Raw genomic sequence first — 2,379 nt, forward strand, 5'->3', positions numbered from 1 at the left:
TTGCGGCGCAGAAAAGAAAAGTGCGGGGGCGCCAAGCGACGAGCCGATGCCTATGTGCTGGAGCAGCTCTACGCAACCTTGCGCGAAACCACAGCGTGGCGAATGCCTTTCCACTTCTGGCGCGGTTTCCAAGCCGATGTCCTTTTGGCACAGATGCCGCTTCGTCTCGGGTTGAGCGCCGATGATGTCAAGCCGGTCGACCATCTTGCTGCTATCGGCAAGCCGCTGATGCTGCTTGCAGGCAGCAACGACCCTTTCATCGATCATGGACAGGTGCTGGCGCTGCAGAATGCTGCCGTTGGTTCACAACTCGTCTGGTTTGGAGGCGCAGGCCATGTCGATCTGCTGCGCTACGACCAACTGCGCTACAGCGATGCTATCTTTTCCTTTCTTGCAACAAAGCTCTGCCGGACGGGTGCCATCCATGGTTGACGTTCGCTCAACCCCGCCCGCGATAAGGCGCTACCCCGGTGTCGGGCAGCCAGGCGCCTTCGGGCGGAGCGCCGGTTTGCCAGAACACATCGATCGGAATGCCGCCGCGTGGATACCAATAGCCGCCTATGCGCAACCACAGCGGCTTGGTTGCCGCCACGATGCGGCGGCCGATCATGACGGTGCAGTCTTCATGGAAGGCGCCATGGTTGCGAAACGAGGTCATGAACAGCTTGAGCGACTTCGATTCCACCAGAGCCGCATCGGGTGCATAGTCGATGACGATATGGGCGAAGTCCGGCTGGCCGGTGACTGGGCACAGCGAGGTGAATTCCGGGCAGGTGAAGCGCACGATCGCCGGCGGTCCGTCACCGCGCGAAAACGGTACGGTCTCCAGGACCGCTGCTTCGGGGCTTCGTGGCGTCTCGACGTGCGCGCCGAGCTGGGTGAGGGTTTTGGTGTCGATCATGGCAGCAATCCTTGTCGCATGTGCCCGGAGTGCGTGCGGGACGACATGCTTGAAAACGAATTTTGCCGCTCATTAGCACAATTTGAAACCGCAGGAAGACGATGACCAGCAACGATCCGCTTCTCCAGCCCTACCAGCTCAAACACCTGACGCTGAAGAACCGGGTCATGTCGACCAGCCATGAGCCGGCCTATTCCGAGGACGGCATGCCGAAACAGCGATACCGGCTCTACCATGCCGAGAAGGCCAAGGGCGGCATGGCGCTGACCATGACCGCCGGCTCGGCGATCGTCTCGCGCGACAGCCCGGCCGCTTTCGGCAATCTGCATGTCTATGACGACAGGATCGTGCCATGGCTGGCCGAGCTCGCTGACGCCTGCCACGAGCACGACTGCAAGGTGATGATCCAGATCACCCATCTCGGCCGCCGTACCGGCTGGAACAAGGCCGACTGGCTGCCGGTGCTCTCGGCCTCGCCGGTGCGTGAGCCGGCGCATCGCGCATTCCCGAAGACGATCGAGGACTGGGACATGGAGCGCATCGTCGCCGACTATGCTTCAGCCGCCCAGCGCTGCGAGGCCGCCGGCCTCGACGGCATCGAGTTCGAATCCTACGGCCATCTGATGGACGGCTTCTGGTCGCCCGCCACCAATCATCGCGACGACGAATTCGGCGGCTCGCTGGACAATCGCCTGCGCTTCACCAATATGGTGCTCGATGCCGTGCGGTCAGCCGTTGGCGACAAATTCGTCGTCGGCATCCGCATGGTCGCCGACGAGGATTTCGAAAAAGGCCTGTCGAAGGCGGAGGGGATCGAAATCGCCAGGCGGCTGGCGGGCTCCGGCAAGGTCGATTTCCTCAACATCATTCGGGGCTCGATCGAGAGCGATGCGGCACTGACCAAGGTCATCCCGGTGACCGGCATGCGCTCTTCGCCGCATCTCGATTTCGCCGGAGAGGTGAGGGCGGCGACGAAATTCCCGACCTTCCACGCGGCGCGCATATCCGACGTGGCCACCGCACGCCACGCCATCGCCACCGGCAAGCTCGACATGGTCGGCATGACCCGCGCCCATATCGCCGATCCGCACATCATCAAAAAGGTGATGGAGGGGCGCGAGCATGAGATCCGCCCGTGCGTGGGCGCCACCTATTGTCTCGATCGCATCTATGAGGGCGGCGAAGCGCTTTGCGTCCACAATGCCGCGACCGGCCGCGAGGCCGAAATCCCGCATATCATCGTCAAGACCGAAGGACCGAAGCAGAAAATCGTGGTCGTCGGAGCCGGCGCCGGCGGACTGGAGATTGCGCGGGTCGCGGCTGAGCGCGGCCACAAGGTGATGGTGCTTGAAGCATCGAGCCAGGCCGGCGGCCAGGTGCGATTGGCGACGCAGAACCCGCGCCGCAAGGAGCTGATCGGCATCATCGACTGGCGGCTGGCCGAACTCGACCGGCTCGGCGTCGAGATCCGCTACGAC

The 2,379-nt window shown here is 63.0% G+C and carries 3 protein-coding genes; 2 read left to right on the plus strand and 1 reads right to left on the minus strand.

What is annotated here, in order from left to right; all coding sequences use genetic code 11:
* A partial coding sequence (locus EN964_RS37940) for a hypothetical protein (protein ID WP_206528790.1) occupies nt 1-432 on the plus strand: 432 nt, incomplete at its 5' end.
* A gap of 7 nt (nt 433-439) precedes the next feature.
* Here EN964_RS37940 and queF read toward each other — a convergent pair.
* Entirely contained in the window at nt 440-901 is a 462-nt protein-coding gene (queF, locus tag EN964_RS32010) for a preQ(1) synthase (protein ID WP_027042220.1), read from the minus strand.
* Between the two features lie 101 nt (nt 902-1,002).
* Between queF and EN964_RS32015 the strand changes: the two genes are divergently transcribed.
* Nucleotides 1,003-2,379: NAD(P)-binding protein (locus EN964_RS32015; protein ID WP_127277236.1), on the plus strand; the 1,377-nt coding region annotated here is incomplete at its 3' end.

It is taken from the genome of Mesorhizobium sp. M7A.F.Ca.CA.001.10.2.1, assembly GCF_003998575.1.
Classification (GTDB): Bacteria; Pseudomonadota; Alphaproteobacteria; order Rhizobiales; family Rhizobiaceae; genus Mesorhizobium.